Here is a 17,498-nt window from a genome sequence, read left to right as displayed (position 1 = left end):
GGACTTGTTACAAAGACGCTACGCATCCACTGTGCGGTTCTGGAAGAACAACCAGAACCGGTTTGAGCTTCGGCTCATCGTTGGTTGTAATTTCATAGTGTTTCGGTGGTTATAGCGTTGGGGAAACACCCGGTCCCATTCCGAACCCGGTAGTTAAGCCCTTCTGCGCCGATGGTACTGCACTGGTTACGGTGTGGGAGAGTAGGTCGCCGCCGAACTTACGTACAGAAACCCCTGAGGGTAGAGCGAACAGCTCCCCTCAGGGGTTTTCTGCGTTGCGCCACCAACCATCACCCATCAGCGTGAACCTAGTCCGGATCCACGCCTGACACCGTCTAGTAGATGTCCCGAAACCATGGTCATCTTCGCCCGCCGCAAAAGGAAGGGGGCGCGAACCGGCATCAAGCGCACCAGCCACAACCCACCCAGGCCACCACCCACCCACGCCGGGAGAAGGAACGTCAGGTGCCCGGTACCTTCTGTGCCATGCACAACGAGCAGCGAACCGCCCGCCGGTCCGCCGGCGTCGGCCGGACCGCCGACCTCGCCACCAACCCTTTCCGCATCGACCGCGACCGGGTGGCGAGCTCCCCGTTCTTCGCGCGGCTCGGTGGGGTGACGCAGGTGGTCAGTTCCACCGGGTCCGGGTTGCTCGTGCACAACAGGCTCACGCACAGCCTCAAGGTCGCCCAGGCGGCGCGGGCCATTGCCGAGCGGCTCATCGGACGGCCTGAGCTCACCGCGGTGCTCGAGAAGCTTGGTGGGTGCGATCCCGACGTGGTGGAGGCCGCGGCTCTTGCGCACGACCTCGGGCACCCGCCGTTCGGGCACCTCGGGGAGCAGGTGCTGGATCGGCTGGCTCGGCATCGGTTCGGGTTGCCGGACGGGTTCGAGGGGAATGCGCAGTCGTTCCGGATTGTGACCACCACCGATGTGCGGGGGCCCAAGGCGTTGGGGCTTGATCTGACGGTGGCGGTGCGGGCCGCGATGTTGAAGTATCCGTGGACTCGGCATCAGGCGCTTGGGCTCGAGGTTGCGCCGCGTGGTGCGTCGGAGCCCGATGACATGCCGGGGACCGGTAGTTCGAAGTTCTCGGCTTACGTCACCGAGGTCGACGATCTCCGGCAGTCTCGGGAGCCCTTCGAGGGGCGGATCGAGGGGTGGCAGCAGACGGTCGAGGCCAGTGTCATGGACACCGCGGACGACATCGCCTACGCGATTCACGATCTCGAGGACTTTCACCGGGTCGGGGTTTTGCAGCACGCCACGGTCTCGGCCGAGCTCGGGACCTGGCAGGCGCAGGCGCTGGATTTGGCCGGGTTGAGCGATGCCGAGCTCGGCGCGGAGATCAGGATGCCCGGACGGTCACTTGAGACGTTGAGGCGCAGGTTGCACCTCAAGGATTCCTGGGTGATGAGTGACGAGGCGTTCGCGTTGGCTGTGCGGAAGGTCAGCAAGGAGCTCGTGGACGGGCTGTTGTCCGTGCCGTTCGACGGGTCGGTCGAGGCGGAGCAGGCGGTTGCCGGGTTCAGTGCTCGGTGGACGCGGCGGCTGGTGGACGCTGTTGGGGTCATCGAGGAGCCGACGCCGCGGTCCGGGCACGTCGTGCTGGCTGTGCAGCAGTGGCACGAGGTGCAGGTGTTGAAGTTCGTCCATCGGCGATTTGTGTTGCTGCGGCCCGATTTGGCGTTGCACCAGCGTGGTCAGGCGCGGTTGCTCACGTCGCTGGTGGACGCGTTGGAACAGTGGGTCACCGATCGGACCGAGGCCGATCGGTTGCCGCGGCGGTTGCACGATCTCGTCGAGCTGGCCGAAACGGAGTACGCAGGGCTCGCCCGGACGGAGCCGTCCACATTGGTCGGTCCGGCCGGTGAAGTGCCGGTGGGGCCTGATGTTGTGCGCGGGCTGGCGCGGGGGCGGGCTGTGGTGGACTTCGTCGCGTCCTTGACCGACAACCAGGCCGCCGCGTTGCTGGAAGCCCTTTCCGGGCGAACCGGTCAGTTGTGGACTGACGCTTTTGTTCTGTGAACTGTGATTGTGTCTGCTAAGTGAGAAGTAGCCCAATCGGATGCTGACTGTGATCAGTCGTGCGCCATACGTTGGCGCCTCGACCGGGATCATCCGGTCGCAGGCAGCGTGCTCGGGGGCACGCACAACGTTCGGGGGAGAAGCCCTGTGCGCCGATCTCGAAGAGGCACGACGTTAGTCACCGCAGGTACAGCAGTTCTTCTGGCCGCTCTCACCGCTGTCACGCCGGCTTCGGCAGACCCGGTCAAGGCGTCGAAGTCCATCACCGACCGCACCGCGGCGCAGATCGCCGCGCTGCAGAGCATCAAGAAGTCGCTCAGCTCCGCTGAGTCCAAAGTAGACAGCACGCTCGTCGTGGAGGCGCGCAAGCGCGGCCAGATGGGGACGATGAGCGCCCTTCCTCAGGTGCAGACCGGCGTTGCCGTGACGCCGCAGTCCACGACCCTCGTGGACATCCGCGCCAAGCAGTACTCCGAGGACCTCGTCAACGCTGTCCGCGCGGTGGGCGGACAGATCCGGGCGGTCTCCTCCGAGAACCGCACCGTGCGTGCCGAGGTTCCGCTCGCGAAGGTTGCCGAGATCGCCGGGCGCAACGACGTCACCCGCGTCGAGCCCGGCAGCGACGCGATGACGCAGGAAGTGAAGAACAAGCGGGACACCAAGTCCCGCAAGCAGGCTCCGTCCAAAGAGGACAAGGCGCGGGAGATCGAGCGCCGGTTGTCGGAGAAGCAGCTCTCCGTGCAGGCCGCGAAGGTCGCCGAGAGCGACAAGGCCCACAACGCCGAGGCCGCGCGTGGCTCGTTCCACGTGACCGGTGTCGGTGTGAAGCTCTGCGCGCTCTCGGACGGCGTGAACTCGCTGACCGTGTCGCAGGCCGCGGGTGAGCTTCCCGCCGTCGACATCGTGCCGGGCCAGGCGGGCTCCGGTGACGAGGGCACCGCGATGCTCGAGATCCTGCACGACATCGCGCCCAACGCCGAGCTCGGGTTCGCCACGGCGTTCAACGGCGACGCGAGCTTCGCGGACAACATCAAGAAGCTGCGGTTCGACCTCGGCTGCGATGTCATCGTTGACGACGTCATCTACTTCAACGAGTCGCCGTTCCAGGACGGCATCATCGCGCGCGCCGTGGACGCGGTCGCCGCGGACGGTGCGCTGTTCTTCTCCAGCGCCGGCAACCAGGGCAACGTCGCGGACGGCACCGCTGGTCACTGGGAGGGTCAGTTCGTCGACTCGGGTGTGGGCGTCGGCAAGTTCGCCGGCACCGCGCACGACTTCAACCCGGACCCGAACGCCAAGCAGCTGTTCAACCCGCTGTCGAACTACTCGGGCGACACTCCGGTGACGCTGCACTGGGCCGACCCGCTGGGGCAGTCGTTCAACGACTACGACCTCTACCTGGTCAACGCTCAAGGCAACGTTGTCACCTTCAGCCAGAACAACCAGGACGGCGCGCAGGACCCGTACGAGCGCCTCAACACGCCGGCCTCCTCGACCGGCACGCGTCTCGCGGTTGTGAAGTTCCGCGGTGAGGACAAGTACTTCGCGTTGTCGCTGTTCGGTGGCAGGTTCGCCGACTCCAACGACGGTCTCAAGAAGTTCGTCACGCCGGGCATGACCCGCGGCCACTCCGCGGCCAAGGGCGCGATCTCGGTCGCGGCCGCCCCGGCCGCCGCGGCGCTGCCGTTCGACCTGGAGCCCGGTGACCCGGCCAACCCGAAGGGCCCGTACCCCAACGCCTTCGACGGCACGCAGAAGCCGGAGCGGTTCACGTCCGACGGTCCGCGCAAGACGTTCTTCGCGCCCGACGGCACGCCGCTCGCCGAGACCCGGCAGAAGCCGGACATCACCGCGGCCGACGGTGTGACCACGTCGGTGCCGGGCTTCTCGCCGTTCTTCGGCACGTCCGCGTCGGCTCCGAACGCCGCCGCGATCGCCGGTCTGATCCTGTCCGGCAACCCGACGCTGAAGCCCGCCGACGTCAAGGAAGCCCTTGTCAACACGGCGATCGACATCGTCGAGTCCGGTGTGGACAACCGCACCGGTGCCGGCATCGTGATGGCCGACCGCGCCCTGCAGTACACGGGTGCTTCGCCGCAGGCGCTGGCTCGCGCGCAGAAGCCGTCGATCGTCAACGACGCCGACGGCAGCCAGTACCTCAAGCCCGGCACCACCGCCACGGTGACGCTGCCGGTGACCAACGGCGGCGACGGCTCGGCCGCGTCGACCTCGGTCGTGCTGACGACCCCGAGCGCGGGTGTGACCATCGCGCCGCGGTCGAAGTACTACGGCAACATCGACGTGGGCCAGACCGTCAGCAACACCTTCAAGGTGACCGTGCCGGCCGGTGCCGCGCTCGGTTCGGCGGTCAAGCTGGACGCGAAGGTGACGTACTCGGGCTCGACGTCGCCGACGACGTCGTCGTTCACCTTCCGCGTCGGTGAGCCGTCACGCGAGTTCAAGACGTTCGCGTACAGCGGCGCGCCGGTGGCCATCCCGGACAACGACCAGACCGGTGTGTCGATCTCGCTGCCCGTCACGGGTGTCGGTGGCGCGTCGAACCTGAAGTTCTCCGTGGACGGCGCCACGTGCTCGACGGCGGACGGCGCCACGACGGTGGGCATCGACCACACCTTCGTCGGTGACCTGGTCGGCACGCTGACCTCGCCGTCGGGCAAGTCCGTCACGCTGTTCTCGCGCTCTGGCAGCACCGGCAACAACATCTGCCAGGCCGTGTTCGACGACACCGCCACGAAGTCGTTCTCGACGGTGCTGAGCGGCGACGCGCCGTTCACCGGCAAGTGGCTGCCCGCCACCGGCACGCTGTCGTCGCTGCTGGCGGACCCGGCGGACGGCACGTGGACGTTCAAGGTCGCTGACGTGGTCGGGTCCGACAAGGGCTCCATCCGCGCCGTGACCCTGCACGTCGCCGGCTGGGTGTAACTGCTAAACGATGAACGGCGCTTTTGTCCACCTCAGGTGAACAAAAGCGCCGTTCATCGTTTTGGCTAGCGGTTCGGCCACTCCCAGCGGATGCCGAACACGCCGGGTCCGAACCCGAGCGCCACGGCGTGCACGCCGCCACCCGAGTCCAGCGTGAGGTTCCGGCGCCGCGACGGCGTCTCGTCTCCCGCCGGCACGCTGTACTGCTGCACGCGCGACGGCAGGTTCGCCTCGTCGAAGCGGACCTCGATCACGTACTCCCGCACGGGAAGCCGGAACTTCCGCGCGAACGTGTTGTTGCCCTTGGGAGCGTGGCCCTCCGGGAACACCAGCTGGTACTCCATGATGAGGGTCTCGCCGCGGGTCAACGGCCGTTCGAACATCATCTCCGCGACCATGATGTTGGCCTCGTGGTCGCGGGCGATGCGGCCGAGGTGGCAGTTGCGCACGTTCACGATCTCGGGGAGCACGTCGGACTCCTCGGTCTCGAAGACGAGCGCCCAGCGATCGGGGCCGTCCTGTTCCGCGCGCAGGATCTGCCGCACCCACACGGATTTCTGCCCGCCGTCGGCAGAGATCTCGATGCGGTCGTGCTGGCTGATCCGCCCGAGCTTCAGGTCGGAAGACGTGTCGACCTTCGAGAGCAGGTTCGCGACCCGCTCACGACGCGCCCAGAGGGCGTCGATCGGCATCATCGTCGTCGGGCGGCAACGGCGGCCTCGCGGACGAGGCGGTCCGAGCAGCGCCGACAGACCCGACTGAGGCACGCCCAGGACCGACTCGAGGTGCCGCAGCGCCTCCAGTGATTCAGGGCGTTCAGGCCTTCGCCGTCCTGACTGCCAGTAGCTGAGCGTCGCGACGCTGATGGTCACGCCGCGCAGTGCCAACCGGTGCTGGATGCGGTCGAGGCTGAGTCGGCTCGCCTTGATCGCAGCCCTCAACGCTTCCGGGAATGGTCCCGTCGTCAAGAGTTGCGTAAGGCTGCCGTGGCCCGTTGAGTCAGTGTCGTCAACGGTCAGTGTTGGTCGACCGGCAGCAGTGGTCATGGTGACTCCCCGCTGTCATAAGATCACGCCCCAGTGACCCTACCCGTCCGTGAACATCGCTGGTCGGCGCCGGATGGAGTCAATGGTTAATCCATACGGTTGATGAGTTCACGCTTTCGAGGCTCATCTGTCAAGCGATCCGAACCGATCAGTAACATTGATGTGCAGTTCACGCCTCGTGTCGGGTTGGCTCTAGTGTGTGCACGGTGAACGACCTCGACGTGCTGACCTCCGTGGCCGGTGCGGTGCTCGGACCCGGTCCGCACGCGGTCGTCGACCTGCTCGACGTGGTGCCCGGCGTCCAGGTGGACGCGGTGCGGGCGGCGGACGACCTCCTGCCCAGGCTGGCCCACGAGGAGTCCCTCGCGAACATCCTGCTCCTCGCCCACGCGTCGCTGCGGCCGGGCGGGGTGCTGGTGGCCGCCGTGCCCGAGTTCGACCGGCTCGGTGTGCTCAAGCCCACGGCGCCGCCGCCCAAGGTGAACGGCGACCGGGTCACCGTGCAGCTCTGGGACTGGGCTCCCGACGGCCTGTCGTACGGCCTGGAGGTCGTAACGCTGCTCCGGGGTATCTCGGGGTGGGAGATCTCCGGAACGGCTGCCACGCGCCACAGGGTCCTCTCCGCGGCGGAGATGGAGAACGGCCTGCACGCCGCGGGGTTCGTGAGCGTTCAACGACTCGCGCCCGGTGAGAGCGGTCACCGCGTCCCGGTGTGGGTGGCCGTCAGATGAGCCGGGTGCGGCCGGTTCCCGGTGGACGGGCCGTCGAGGTCGAGCCGGAACGCGTCGAAGGCTGGATCGGCAGGTTCGCCGACCGCCACGGCGCCGTCGAGATCCGGGTGGGGGAGACCGAGGTCGAGATCACCGCGGCCGACGGCGCGACCGCCAGGTTCGAGACGCGCGGCGGGGCCTCTGTAGAAGAAGTGGTTGAGAAGTTGACGGCACCGCGGCGCATCGGGCTCGTCCTCGTGCGGCTCGGCGGGCACAGCGTCGGTGTGGCGTTCGGAGTGAAGGTCGAGGTGTCCGCGACCGACCGCAAGCAGGTGCACGGCCGCATCAGGGCCGGCGGGTGGTCGCAGCAGCGGTTCGCCCGGCGCCGCGAGGGGCAGGCCCGCGTCGCGCTCCAGGCGGCCGCGGACGACGTCTTCCGGGTTCTGGTTCCGAGGCTTGCCCAGTTGGACAGCGTCGTGCTCGGCGGCGACCGGCAGGCGTTGGACGTCCTGCGCAACGACCGCAGGCTCTCAGACGTCTTCGCGAAGGCCGAGGACCGCGTCCTGGACGTCCCGGAACCCCGGCGCGCGGTGCTGGACGAGGCCGCTGAACGGGCCCGTTGCGTCGAGATCGTGATCCAGGACACACGGGCAACCGAACCGGGACCCGGCCGCATGGATACGGGTGAGGGTGCCTGACCGAGGCACCACCGATCACCCGCTGGAGTCGAAAAGTGCGCAAACGAATGGCGATCGTGGCTGGAGCCGTGGCGCTGGGTGCCGTCGGCATCGCGGTGCCCGCGCTGGCGCTGAGCGGTGGCGGCTCGACCGCGCCCACGACGACGAGCTCGACGCCCGCGACGACGCCTCCGGTGTCCTCGATCAGCACTTCCCCGGCGACCACACCTCCCGCGTCGTCGACCCCGCCGGACACGACCGTGACGACGTCGCCGGCACACGGGCCGACGTCCTCGCGGCCCGGCGCCCCGGCGACCACCCCGATGCCGTCGTCGCCGTCGTCGATCCAGACCTCGCCGCCGGTGTCCTACCCGCCGAGCACGACGACGGTGACGACGTCGCCGGGCTCGTACCCCTCGACGACGGCGTCGCCGACCTCGTCGGCCCCTGCGAAGTAGGAGTCACCCCTGAACTGGGAGGCCGAGTTCACCGACTGCTTCAACCGGTGCGCCGACTCGATGCGCTTCACGGCGTTCTTGTTGTGCGGCAACTGGCACGAGGCGGAAGACCTCATGCAGTCGGCGTTCTTGAAGCTCTACCTGGCCGGTCCGAAGATGTCGGACCGGTCAGGGCTCGAACCGTACCTGCGCCAGATCGTCGTGCGGACGTTCCTCGCGGAACGCCGCAAGGTGCGATGGCGCAGGGAGAAGCTGACTGACACACCCCCCGAGGGCCTGTCCTCCGTCGCAGGGGCGGAGGACAGGCTCGTGGTGTGGCAGGCGCTCACCGCCGTGCCCGCACGGCAGCGTGCTGTCCTCGTGCTGCGCTTTTGGCACGATCTGAGCGTCGAGGAGACTGCGACGGCGCTGAAGTGCTCGACGGGCACGGTGAAGTCGCAGAGCAGCAAGGGCCTGGAGACGCTGAGGCGCAAGCTGGGGCCGGAGTTCGATCATCTGAGGCTGGAGGTGTGATGGTTCGCGAAGACGACCTGCGGGCGACTTTCTCCGCTCTGCACGCGGAAGGGGCGCCGCCGCGTGCCATCACCGCGGCCGACCTGATCCAGCGCGGTACGGCCGTGCGGGCCCGGCGGCGCACCGTCGCGGTGGTCGGCACCGGGCTCGCGACCGTGGGGGTCGTGGCCGTGGCGCTGGCGATCCTGCCGGCCGCGACGCCGCCGGAACCCGCGGTGCCGGGGCCGTCCACCAGCACCACGACGACGACCACGACGCCCTCACCGCCGCCGCCGATCTCGACGTCACCGGACGTGCCCAGCTCGATCGAGTCGACGCGGACCACGACGTCACCGGGAACCTCCGCGCCGGGCACCCCTCCGATCCACACGACGACGCCCGGCACATCCGTGACAGGGCCCGAGACGACGGTCAACCCGACGTCCTCCGTGACCGGTAATTCGATGCCGCCGACGTCGCGCTGAGCGGCACAATCCGGGCATGACCGCTCAGATCCGCCTCGTCGAGGTGACCGACGCCAACCGCGACGCGGTGATCGCCGTGCGCGTGGCTCCGGCCCAGGAACGTTTCGTCGCGTCCGTTGAAGCGTCGTTCCGGCACGCGCGGGAGCAACCGGAGGGCAATCCCTGGTACCGGGCGGTCTACGACGGCGACGAGCCCGTCGGGTTCGTCATGCTCAGCTGGAACGTGACGCCGCGGCCCGGCCTCCTCGGGCCGTACTACCTGTGGCGGCTGCTCATCGGCGCCGGGCACCAGGGCCGCGGTTACGGCACCGCGATCCTCGACGAGGTCGTCGCGCTGGTCCGCGCGGACGGCGCGCGGGAGCTGATCACCAGCTGCGTGCCGGGGGAGGGCACGCCCGAGCCGTTCTACCGCCGCTACGGGTTCGTGCCGACCGGCGAGATCGACGAGGAGGGCGAGACCGTCCTGAGGCTGGATCTCAGCTCGCGACCGTGAAGTGCCGGTCCTGCCGCGGCTGCTCCAGCTCGTCGAGCACCGCCACGGCCAGGTCTTCCGCCGAGATGCGTTCACCGAGCAGCTCGTCGCGGCCGCGGCGGTAGCTGCCGGTGCGCTCACCGGGTTCGAGCAACGCGGGCGGGCTGAGGTAGACCCAGTCCGCCGCGTGCTCCTGGCACACCTCGAACTGTTGGACGCTCGCCGCCGCGATGGGCCGGATGTGCGGTGGCACGTAGCGACTGTCGTCGAGCACGAGACCACCGTTCGGTGAACGCAGCGGTGCAGCGCCACCGACGACGAGAATCCTGGTGCCCGCGGCCAGTGCGGCGTCCAGCAGTGCACGTGTTGTCGGTCCGGCTTCGGCTTCCTGGCCCGGTCGTGGCCGGGTGGCGGCGACGACGGCGTCCACTTCGGACAGCGCCAGCGGTGAGCCCCGGTGCACCGGAGTCACGTCGTGGCCGCGGTTCACCGCTTCGGCCACGACTCGCGATCCGACCATTCCGGCGGCGCCGACGACTGCGATCTTCACTGCAGTACTCCCCTGGAGAGAACGGGTGCGGGACGCTGGCTCGCGACGATCGCGGCCAGGGCGAGCGCGAAACCGGTGAGCTGCACCGGATCCAGCGTCTGGCCGAGCACGACGACGCCGAGCACCGCTGCGACCATCGGGGACAGCAGGCCGAGCATCGAGACCGAGGTGACCGGCAACGTGGTGATCGCCCGGAACCACAGGACGTAGGCGAGCAGCCCGCCGACTCCGCCGAGCCACAGGTAACCGAGCACCGCGGAGAGACCGATCGACGGCGGCAGGCCCTCGAACAGCAACGTCACCGGCACCAGGAACAGCCCGCCCGAGGTGAGCTGCCAGCCCGCGAACGCCGTCGGCCCTGCGTTCGCGGGCCTGCCCCACTTCTTCGTCAGCGTGACCCCGAGCGCCATCGTCGCGGCACCGCCGAGCCCGGCCAGCACGCCGACCAGGTCGAACCCGGCGGCCGGCCCCAGCACCACGAGCCCGACGCCGATCACGCCGATGACGCCCCACGCGAACCGCCACGCCGACGGGCTCTCCTTCAGCACGCCGACCGCCAGCAGCGCCACCACCAGCGGCTGCGCGGCGCCGAGCGTGGCCGCGACCCCGCCGGGCAGGCGTTCGGCGGCGATGAACAGGAACGGGAAGAAGAGGCCGATGTTCAGCACGCCGAGCGCGGCGGCCTTCGCCCACCACGAGCCTCTGGGCAGGGTTCTGGTGATGGCCAGCGCGATCAGGCCGGCGGGCAGTGCGCGGAGCAGGGCGGCGAAGAGCGGGTGTCCCACGGGCAGGAGCTCGGTGGTGACCACGTAGGTCGATCCCCAGACCACCGGTGCGAACGCCGCCAGCGCGGTGCGGGACAGGTCGTTTGTCATGTGGCCCAGTCTTGGACCGTTCGATCAATGAGTCCAACACATGCTTCTCATCCGATCTATCGTGATCCACGATAGATCCCGTGGAACTCCAACAGATGCGGTACGTGGTGGCGGTGGCCGAGACCGGCAGCTTCACGCAAGCGGCCCGGCGGTGCCTGGTCGTGCAGTCCGCGTTGAGCCATCAGGTCGCACGCCTGGAACGCGAACTGGGCGCCCGGCTGTTCTCGCGGACGAGCCGCAGCGTCCGGTTGACCCCGGCGGGCGCCGCGTTCCTGCCGTCGGCCAGGCAGTGCCTCGACTTCGCCGAACGGGCTTTCGCGGAGGTTGCCGCGGCGGTGGGGGAGGTGCGCGGACGGGTCGTGGTCGGCGTGATCCCGACGGTCGCGGCGGTGGACCTGCCTGGCGCGCTGAAGGTGTTCCGGGAGCGGTACCCGCAGGTGCGGGTGGCGTTGCGGATGATGCCGAGCCACGAGCTCGTCGACCAGGTCCGGCAGGGGGCGCTGGACCTCGCGTTCCTCGGCCTGCCACCGGGGGTGCAGCCCTCGGGTGTGCGGGGGCGCGAGCTGGCGCGCGATGAGCACGTGGCGGTGGTGTCGCCTTCGCATGCGCTGGCGGGGCAGGTCTCGGTTTCGTTGGCTGAGCTGGCTTCCGAGCTGTTCGTGGACTTTCCGGCCGGGTCGCCGGGACGGATGCAGTCGGATCAGGCGTTCACGGCTGCGGGGCTGGAGCGGGAAGTGGCGTTCGAGGTGACCACCGCGGAGCTGATGGCCGGGCTGATCTCGGAGGGGCTCGGGGTTGCGGTGCTGCCTTCTCGGTACGCGCCGCGGTTGAGCGGGGTGGAGACGGTGCCGGTGGTGGGTGGGCCTTCGCGGGTGGAGCACCTCGTGTGGAGCGCGGCCGGGCTGACGCCTGCGGCTGAGGCGTTCCTGGAGGTGCTCGGTGTGCCCGAAATTGTCGGTGGTGCCTGAGAGAATGAAAGCAGGGGACCCCCTGGAGGGGACCCCTGCGTGAGCGTGGGTCAGCCCGCCGTGCCCGTCGCGAGCATGCCGCCGTCCACCCGCACCGTCTCACCCGTGATCCACGAAGCAGCGTCCGAGCAGAGGAACGCCACGAGAGAGGCGACGTCCTCCGGCGTGCCGAACCGCTTCATCGGATAGGCCTGCACGCCCGTCTCCTCGCGGCCGCTCCACAGCGCCTCCGCGAACTTCGTCTTCACCACGGCGGGCGCGACGGCGTTCACACGCACCTTCGGGCCCAGCTGCCACGCCAGTTCCTCGGTCAGGCGGATCAGAGCCGCCTTCGACGCGCCGTACGCGCCGATGACGCCCGTGGAGCGGAGGCCGCCGATCGACGCGACGTTCACCACCGCGCCGCCGTGCTTGCTCATCCACGCCTTCCACGCGAGCTGCGTGAAACCGAGGGCGGCCACGACGTTGACGTCGAAGATCTTGCGGACGGCGTTGAGGTCGGCGTCCATCAGGAACCCGAACTGCGGGTTGATGCCGGTGTTGTTGACGAGCACGTCGAGGCTGCCGAACTCCTCGACGGTGCGTGCGACGACCTCCTCGCGGGACGCGTCGTCGCCCGCGTTGCCCTGCAGGCCCAGGACGCGGCCACCGGTGGCCTTCAGTTGTTCGACCGCCTCGGCCAGCTGGTCGGCCTTGCGGCCGGTGATCGTGACGGCGGCGCCGCGGGAGAGGAGCTCGCGTGCGATGCCGAAGCCGATGCCGCGGGACGCGCCGGTGACCAGCGCCGTCTTGCCCGAGAAGTCTTCGCTCATGGCCGCAATCTATGCGGCTGGACACAGGTGGGAAATTCGATGGCCGGCAACCCGTAGAATGGGTTGCGTGATCCTCCTGGAGTAGACCGACGAGTGCGTGCCGTGTCTTTGCCGTACCCATCTACCCGGAGTTTCTCTTGATCACCGCAACCGACATGGAGTTGCGCGCGGGCTCACGCATTCTCGTGAGCGGCGCCAACCTGCGCGTTCAGCCCGGCGACCGCATCGGCCTCGTGGGCCGCAACGGTGCCGGCAAGACCACCTCACTTCGCGTGCTCGCCGGCGAGGGCCAGCCCTACGGCGGTGCCGTCACGCGCAAGGGCGAGCTCGGCTACCTGCCGCAGGACCCGCGCGAGGGCGACCTGTCCGTCATCGCCAAGGACCGCGTGCTGTCCGCGCGCGGCCTCGACCAGCTGCTCCGCGACATGGAGAAGGCCCAGTCGAAGATGGCGGAGCTGGTCGACCCCGACGAGCTCGCGGTCGCCGTCACCAAGTACGGCAAGCTCGAGGAGCGCTTCGCCGCGCTCGGCGGGTACGCCGCCGAGTCCGAGGCCGCGCGCATCTGCTCGAACCTCGGCCTGCCGGACCGCGTGCTCGAGCAGCAGCTCAAGACGCTGTCCGGTGGTCAGCGCCGCCGCGTCGAGCTCGCGCGCATCCTGTTCGCCGCGTCCGAGGCGGGCATCGGCGCCAAGTCGAGCACGATCCTGCTGATCGACGAGCCGACCAACCACCTCGACGCCGACTCCATCATGTGGCTGCGGGGGTTCCTCAAGTCCCACGACGGCGGGCTCGTCGTGATCTCGCACGACGTCGAACTGCTCGACGACGTCGTGAACAAGGTGTGGTTCCTCGACGCGATCCGCGGCGAGGTCGACATCTACAACCTCGGCTGGAAGAAGTACCTCGAGGCCCGTGCGACGGACGAGAAGCGCCGTCGCCGTGAGCGCGCCAACGCCGAGAAGAAGGCCGGCGCGCTGATGACGCAGGCCGCCAAGATGGGTGCGAAGGCCACGAAGGCCGTTGCGGCGCAGAACATGGCGAAGCGCGCGCAGAAGCTGCTCGACGGTCTCGACGAGGTCCGCCAGAGCGACAAGGTGGCGAAGATCAGCTTCCCGTCGCCCGCTCCGTGCGGCAAAACTCCTTTGACGGCAGAGGGTCTGAGCAAGTCCTACGGCTCGCTGGAGATCTTCACCGGCGTGGACCTGGCCATCGACAAGGGCTCCAGGGTCGTCGTGCTCGGCCTCAACGGTGCCGGCAAGACGACGCTGCTGCGGTTGCTGGGCGGCAGCGAGAAGGCGGACGCGGGCTCGGTCGTGCCCGGTCACGGTCTGAAGATCGGCTACTTCGCGCAGGAGCACGAGACGCTCGACCACGGCGCGTCGGTGTGGGAGAACATCCGGCACATGGCGCCGGACGAGCAGGAGCAGCGGCTGCGGTCGTTGCTCGGCACGTTCCTGTTCAGCGGCGAGCAGCTCGACCAGCCCGCGGGCACGCTCTCCGGTGGCGAGAAGACGCGGCTGGCGCTGGCCGGTCTGGTGTCGTCGGCCGCGAACGTGCTGCTGCTGGACGAGCCGACCAACAACCTCGACCCGGCCTCGCGCGAGCAGGTGCTCGAAGCGTTGCGGCGGTACGAGGGAGCGGTCGTGCTCGTGACGCACGACCCCGGTGCGGTCGAGGCGCTGGAGCCCGAGCGGGTGATCCTGCTGCCCGACGGCACGGAGGATCACTGGTCCGAGGACTACCTCGAACTCGTGCAGCTGGCGTGATCTCCACCCCTCAAAGGATTACCGAGCGCGTCCTTTGATCAACTGAGTGTGATCGAATCGACCGTTCGGCGATCTCTTTGCTTGATCACCTGGCGTTCTGCCGGTTCCTGTTCGATCATTGCGACGACAGGGGCCGTAGAACGGCCCGACCTGCTCGTACGGAAGGCGGGACAAGGTGGCTGACCTGAAGAAGGGTGCCCGGATCACCGGCGCCACGCGGGACAAGCTGGCCGCTGACCTGAAGAAGAAGTACGAAAAGGGCGCGAGCATCCGGGCTTTGGCTGAAAGCACCGGGCGTTCCTACGGCTTCGTGCACCGGGTTCTGTCGGAATCCGGCGTCACGCTGCGCGGTCGCGGTGGCGCCACCCGGACGAAGAAGAAGTAGCTTCAACCCAGACTGCTACTCTCCGGTAACCAGTCCCTGGTTCGCCGGAGGTAATGACCGTGCCAGTGCCTTCCATCGACGCTGGCGTGCTCGAGCGCGGTGGCGTTCGGCTCGCGATTGCCGGACCGCTCGCCACGATCACGCTCGATCGTCCCGACGTGCTCAACGCACAGACGCCCGCCACCTGGCAGGCGCTGCGGCACATCGGCGAACAGCTGGACCCGGACGTCCGCGTCGTGGTCGTCCGGGGATCCGGCCGCGCCTTCTCAGCGGGGCTGGACCGGCGGATGTTCACCGGTGAGCCGGTCGACGGCGAACCCGGTGGCCTGGGTGCGTTGCTGTCCGTGCCCGCTGCGGAGGCGGACGCGAAGATCGCTTCGTACCAGGCCGGGTTCACCTGGCTGAGCGACCCGGCACGCGTGACGATCGCGGCGGTGCAGGGGCACGCCATCGGCGCCGGCTTCCAGCTGGCGCTGGCGTGCGACTTCCGCGTGCTCTCCGAGGACGCGCAGTTCTGCATGGCCGAAACCGGGCTGGGTCTGGTGCCCGACCTCGGTGGGACGCTGCCCCTGGTGCGGCTGGTGGGCTACTCGCGCGCGGCCGAGATGTGCGTGACCTCCCGGCGGATCTCCGCCGAGGAGTCGCTGCGCATCGGCCTCGCGAACTCCGTCGTGCCCGCTTCCGGTCTGGACGCGGCTGTCGAGGAGCTCGTGGCCGCCGTGCTGAAGCCGATGCCGGGTGCCGTCACGGAGACGCTGGCGCTCATCGCGTCGGCGGCGTCCGGTCCCGCGCCCGAGGCACAGCTCGCGCTGGAGCGCGCCGCACAGCTGCGCCGGCTGCAGTCTTTCGCGGCCATGTCCGCCCAGGGCTGAACTTTTCTGCTTCCCTAGCCGCGCGCGAAGGAATTGTCAGACCGCTGTGCTGTTCTAGTCAGCGTGGACGGCTACAGCTCTTGGCGATTCATGATGGGGGCGACCGCGGACGCGCCGACGAAGGTGCGCCGCGGCACGTTCCGGCGCGTGTTGGCGTTCGCTCGGCCGCATCGAGCGAAGCTGCTGGTGTTCCTGCTGCTGACGGTGATCTCGTCGGTGCTGGCGGTGACGACGCCGTTGCTGGCCGGTCGCGTGGTCGACGCGATCGTGAACGGCTCGGCGCCCTCGGTCGTGGTGTGGCTCGCGGTCGTGATCGCACTCATCGCGCTGCTCGACGCCGGCTTGGGCGTCGTCGAGCGGTGGCAGTCGACGCGCATCGGTGAAGGCCTGATCTACGACCTGCGGCGGGCCGTGTTCGGTCACGTGCAGAAGATGCCCGTCGCGTTCTTCACGCGCACGCGCACCGGTGCGCTGGTGTCGCGGCTGAACAACGACGTGATCGGGGCGCAGCGCGCGTTCACCTCGACGCTGTCGGGTTTCGTCACGAACATCATCCAGCTGGCGTTGTCCCTGGGCGTGATGTTCACGTTGTCGTGGCAGGTCACCGCTCTGGCCCTGGTGTTGCTGCCCGTCTTCGTGCTGCCCGCCAAGCGGATGGGCAAGCGGATGGCGGACATGCAGCGGGAGGCCTCCTCGCTGAACGCCTCGATGGTCACGCAGTCGACCGAACGGTTCTCGGCGCCGGGGGCGACGCTCGTGAAGCTGTTCGGGCGGCCGAATCGTGAGGAGCAGGAGTTCTCCGAGAAGGCGGCCAAGGTCCGCGACATCGGGATCCGGACCGCGATGGCTACGCGGTGGTTCATGACCGGGTTGACGCTGGTGTCGTCGCTGGCTCAGGCGCTGGTGTACGGGCTGGGTGGGTACTTGGCGCTGACCGGGCACCTGGCGGCTGGTGCTGTGGTGTCGTTGGCGTTGTTGCTCACTCGGTTGTATGCGCCGTTGACGGCGTTGGCCAACGCTCGGGTGGATCTGATGACGGCGTTGGTGTCGTTTGAGCGGGTGTTCGAGGTGTTGGACCTGGAGCCGATGATCCAGGAGAAGCCTGATCCGCGGACTGTGCCGTCCGGGGCCGTGTCGGTGGAGTTCGACGACGTGCGGTTCGCGTATCCGTCCGCGGAGAAGGTGTCGCTGGCCTCGTTGGAGTCTGTGGCCACTTTGGACACTCGGGGTGGCGAGGAAGTGTTGCACGGCATCAGTTTCAAGGCTGAGGCCGGGCAGCTGGTGGCTGTGGTCGGGTCGTCTGGGGCTGGTAAGTCCACGTTGGCTTCGTTGGTGCCTCGGTTGTACGAAGTGGATTCTGGGGCGGTTCGACTGTCTGGTGTGGACGTTCGGGATCTGTCGTTCGACTCGTTGCGCTCCACTGTTGGTGTGGTTACGCAGGATGGGCATCTGTTCCACGACACCATTCGGGCGAATCTGGAGTATGCGGCGCCTGGGGCTTCCGATGACGAGTTGTGGGATTCGTTGCGGCGGGCGCGGTTGCTTGACCTGGTGGCGTCGTTGCCTGATCAGTTGGACACCGTGGTGGGAGAGCGGGGGTATCGGCTGTCTGGTGGGGAGCGGCAGCGGTTGACCATCGCACGGTTGTTGTTGGCTCGGCCCCGTGTGGTGATTTTGGACGAGGCTACTGCGCATCTTGACTCGGAGTCTGAGGCTGCTGTGCAGGAGGCTTTGACTGAGGCGTTGTCGGGGCGGACTGCGTTGGTGATCGCGCACCGGTTGTCGACTATTCGGTCGGCTGATCAGATCCTGGTGCTGGAGCACGGAGAGATTGTTGAGCGTGGGACCCATGGTGAGTTGATGGCGGCGGAGGGGCGTTACGCGGATCTCTACAACACCCAGTTTGCTGAGCCTGTTGGAGCGCCGGTTTCGTAGGTGGTCGGCTCGCCGTTTCGGGTT

At 68.4% G+C, this 17,498-nt stretch carries 17 protein-coding genes and 1 rRNA gene; 14 read left to right on the top strand and 4 right to left on the bottom strand.

What is annotated here, in order from left to right; translation table 11 throughout:
* The first annotated feature begins 101 nt into the window (after window positions 1–101).
* The 3 genes from rrf to ACFOWZ_RS06415 all read left to right on the top strand — a co-directional run bounded on the left by rrf (window position 102) and on the right by ACFOWZ_RS06415 (window position 4,971).
* A 5S ribosomal RNA gene (gene rrf / locus ACFOWZ_RS06425) occupies window positions 102–218 on the top strand.
* Window positions 219–486: 268 nt separating this feature from the next.
* On the top strand, window positions 487–2,028 hold the full coding sequence (locus ACFOWZ_RS06420) for a deoxyguanosinetriphosphate triphosphohydrolase family protein (RefSeq protein ID WP_382370117.1): 1,542 nt from the start codon (window positions 487–489) through the stop codon (window positions 2,026–2,028).
* A gap of 147 nt (window positions 2,029–2,175) precedes the next feature.
* Window positions 2,176–4,971 carry a S8 family serine peptidase gene (locus tag ACFOWZ_RS06415; protein ID WP_382370115.1) on the top strand — a complete coding sequence of 932 codons (2,796 nt, stop codon included), beginning with the start codon at window positions 2,176–2,178 and terminating at the stop codon, window positions 4,969–4,971.
* A 65-nt stretch (window positions 4,972–5,036) separates the two neighbouring features.
* On the opposite strand, the gene ACFOWZ_RS06410 is transcribed toward ACFOWZ_RS06415, so the two are convergent.
* A complete protein-coding gene (locus ACFOWZ_RS06410; RefSeq protein ID WP_382370113.1) occupies window positions 5,037–5,912 on the bottom strand; it encodes a hypothetical protein in 876 nt (291 codons plus the stop codon).
* 311 nt (window positions 5,913–6,223) lie between these two features.
* On the opposite strand from ACFOWZ_RS06410, the gene ACFOWZ_RS06405 reads away from it, so the two are divergent.
* Genes ACFOWZ_RS06405 through ACFOWZ_RS06380 form a run of 6 tightly spaced genes read left to right on the top strand, consistent with a single transcriptional unit; the run spans window position 6,224 to window position 9,332 of the window.
* The gene (locus ACFOWZ_RS06405; RefSeq protein WP_382370111.1) at window positions 6,224–6,748 is read left to right on the top strand and encodes a hypothetical protein; all 525 of its coding nucleotides are present in this window, start codon (window positions 6,224–6,226) and stop codon (window positions 6,746–6,748) included.
* Complete coding sequence (locus ACFOWZ_RS06400; protein ID WP_382370109.1) at window positions 6,745–7,425, top strand: acVLRF1 family peptidyl-tRNA hydrolase; 681 nt, start codon at window positions 6,745–6,747, stop codon at window positions 7,423–7,425. The genes ACFOWZ_RS06405 and ACFOWZ_RS06400 overlap by 4 nt, the downstream gene beginning before the upstream one ends.
* 35 nt (window positions 7,426–7,460) lie before the next feature.
* Entirely contained in the window at window positions 7,461–7,862 is a 402-nt protein-coding gene (locus tag ACFOWZ_RS06395) for a hypothetical protein (RefSeq protein WP_382370107.1), read from the top strand.
* Between the two features lie 9 nt (window positions 7,863–7,871).
* Window positions 7,872–8,375, top strand: a complete 504-nt coding sequence (locus tag ACFOWZ_RS06390; protein WP_382370121.1) for a SigE family RNA polymerase sigma factor — start codon at window positions 7,872–7,874, stop codon at window positions 8,373–8,375.
* Window positions 8,375–8,839 (top strand): hypothetical protein, encoded by a 465-nt coding sequence (locus tag ACFOWZ_RS06385; protein ID WP_382370105.1) that lies wholly within the window; start codon window positions 8,375–8,377, stop codon window positions 8,837–8,839. Before ACFOWZ_RS06390 ends, ACFOWZ_RS06385 begins: the two co-directional genes overlap by 1 nt.
* Window positions 8,840–8,855: 16 nt before the next feature.
* Window positions 8,856–9,332, top strand: coding sequence for a GNAT family N-acetyltransferase (locus tag ACFOWZ_RS06380; protein ID WP_382370103.1), 477 nt, complete (start codon window positions 8,856–8,858; stop codon window positions 9,330–9,332).
* Here the strand turns inward: ACFOWZ_RS06380 and ACFOWZ_RS06375 are convergent.
* Window positions 9,316–9,861, bottom strand: a complete 546-nt coding sequence (locus ACFOWZ_RS06375) for an NAD(P)-dependent oxidoreductase (protein WP_382370101.1) — start codon at window positions 9,859–9,861, stop codon at window positions 9,316–9,318. The two genes, ACFOWZ_RS06380 and ACFOWZ_RS06375, sit on opposite strands and share 17 nt — an antisense overlap.
* Window positions 9,858–10,736 carry an EamA family transporter gene (locus ACFOWZ_RS06370; RefSeq protein WP_382370099.1) on the bottom strand — a complete coding sequence of 293 codons (879 nt, stop codon included), beginning with the start codon at window positions 10,734–10,736 and terminating at the stop codon, window positions 9,858–9,860. Before ACFOWZ_RS06370 ends, ACFOWZ_RS06375 begins: the two co-directional genes overlap by 4 nt.
* Before the next feature lie 80 nt (window positions 10,737–10,816).
* On the opposite strand from ACFOWZ_RS06370, the gene ACFOWZ_RS06365 reads away from it, so the two are divergent.
* Window positions 10,817–11,704, top strand: a complete 888-nt coding sequence (locus tag ACFOWZ_RS06365) for a LysR family transcriptional regulator (RefSeq protein WP_382370097.1) — start codon at window positions 10,817–10,819, stop codon at window positions 11,702–11,704.
* A gap of 50 nt (window positions 11,705–11,754) precedes the next feature.
* On the opposite strand, the gene ACFOWZ_RS06360 is transcribed toward ACFOWZ_RS06365, so the two are convergent.
* Window positions 11,755–12,516 carry an SDR family oxidoreductase gene (locus ACFOWZ_RS06360; RefSeq protein WP_382370095.1) on the bottom strand — a complete coding sequence of 254 codons (762 nt, stop codon included), beginning with the start codon at window positions 12,514–12,516 and terminating at the stop codon, window positions 11,755–11,757.
* Window positions 12,517–12,653: 137 nt separating this feature from the next.
* On the opposite strand from ACFOWZ_RS06360, the gene ACFOWZ_RS06355 reads away from it, so the two are divergent.
* From ACFOWZ_RS06355 to ACFOWZ_RS06340, 4 genes are all read left to right on the top strand, one after another.
* Window positions 12,654–14,282: an ABC-F family ATP-binding cassette domain-containing protein gene (locus ACFOWZ_RS06355; protein ID WP_030473246.1), complete on the top strand. Its 1,629-nt coding sequence runs from the start codon at window positions 12,654–12,656 to the stop codon at window positions 14,280–14,282.
* Window positions 14,283–14,457: 175 nt separating this feature from the next.
* The gene (locus ACFOWZ_RS06350) at window positions 14,458–14,667 is read left to right on the top strand and encodes a helix-turn-helix domain-containing protein (protein ID WP_030473247.1); all 210 of its coding nucleotides are present in this window, start codon (window positions 14,458–14,460) and stop codon (window positions 14,665–14,667) included.
* A 59-nt stretch (window positions 14,668–14,726) separates the two neighbouring features.
* Window positions 14,727–15,539, top strand: a complete 813-nt coding sequence (locus tag ACFOWZ_RS06345; RefSeq protein WP_382370092.1) for an enoyl-CoA hydratase/isomerase family protein — start codon at window positions 14,727–14,729, stop codon at window positions 15,537–15,539.
* Window positions 15,540–15,632: 93 nt separating this feature from the next.
* Window positions 15,633–17,474: an ABC transporter ATP-binding protein gene (locus ACFOWZ_RS06340; protein ID WP_382370090.1), complete on the top strand. Its 1,842-nt coding sequence runs from the start codon at window positions 15,633–15,635 to the stop codon at window positions 17,472–17,474.
* The last annotated feature ends 24 nt before the right edge of the window (window positions 17,475–17,498 follow it).

The sequence above is a fragment of the Lentzea rhizosphaerae genome (assembly GCF_042649515.1).
GTDB classification, from domain to species: Bacteria; Actinomycetota; Actinomycetes; order Mycobacteriales; family Pseudonocardiaceae; genus Lentzea; species Lentzea aerocolonigenes.
This window is presented reverse-complemented; position numbering and strand designations above follow the sequence as displayed.

Coding starts and splice junctions, on each gene's coding strand:
- ACFOWZ_RS06360 (WP_382370095.1), bottom strand. CDS start 12,516: ATGAGCGAAGACTTCTCGGGCAAGACGGCGCTGGTCACCGGCGCGTCC.
- ACFOWZ_RS06340 (WP_382370090.1), top strand. CDS start 15,633: ATGGGGGCGACCGCGGACGCGCCGACGAAGGTGCGCCGCGGCACGTTC.
- ACFOWZ_RS06370 (WP_382370099.1), bottom strand. CDS start 10,736: ATGACAAACGACCTGTCCCGCACCGCGCTGGCGGCGTTCGCACCGGTG.
- ACFOWZ_RS06385 (WP_382370105.1), top strand. CDS start 8,375: ATGGTTCGCGAAGACGACCTGCGGGCGACTTTCTCCGCTCTGCACGCG.
- ACFOWZ_RS06420 (WP_382370117.1), top strand. CDS start 487: ATGCACAACGAGCAGCGAACCGCCCGCCGGTCCGCCGGCGTCGGCCGG.
- ACFOWZ_RS06400 (WP_382370109.1), top strand. CDS start 6,745: ATGAGCCGGGTGCGGCCGGTTCCCGGTGGACGGGCCGTCGAGGTCGAG.
- ACFOWZ_RS06380 (WP_382370103.1), top strand. CDS start 8,856: ATGACCGCTCAGATCCGCCTCGTCGAGGTGACCGACGCCAACCGCGAC.